Here is a 449-nt window from a genome sequence, read left to right on the forward strand (position 1 = left end):
TCGGGATCGGTCTGGCGTACATCACCTGGGCAGCCGACGCGTAAGTCAGTCGTTAAAAACCGAAAACAGACGTCGTTGTTATCCGCGGACGGGCATATACGCCATCCCGAGCATCAGCACGGCCGCGATGCCCGAGAGGATCGAGACGCCCCAGATACCGTTCTTGCGCTCGTGGAAGTAGTCCTGCTGGTCAAGCGTCGCCTGGTACTGGTCGTACTGCTGAATCGGGACGATTTGGACGGTGTGGTGGTCGGGGAAGTGGGTGAAGAACTGCTGCTCGTTCAGCGTGACGTTTCCACCCTCCGAAAGTTCGACTGTGTTCTCACGCGGGGCGAACCATTCGAGCGTCGCGCCGTCGGCGGTCACTTCGGAGATGGTGGTCTCCTGAGTGCCGCTGTCGGTCGCATACGGGTAGGTATCGCCGGTGGAGAACGTCACTGTCTCCGGCC

1 pseudogene is annotated in these 449 nt (G+C 60.6%); it reads right to left on the reverse strand.

Going from position 1 to position 449, the window contains the following annotated elements:
* Positions 1 to 78: 78 nt before the first annotated feature.
* Positions 79 to 449: pseudogene (locus EXE41_RS18560) on the reverse strand (hypothetical protein); the annotation flags it as partial.

The sequence above is a fragment of the Halorubrum sp. SD690R genome (genome assembly GCF_005435035.1).
In the GTDB taxonomy this organism is placed as follows: Archaea; Halobacteriota; Halobacteria; order Halobacteriales; family Haloferacaceae; genus Halorubrum; species Halorubrum ezzemoulense.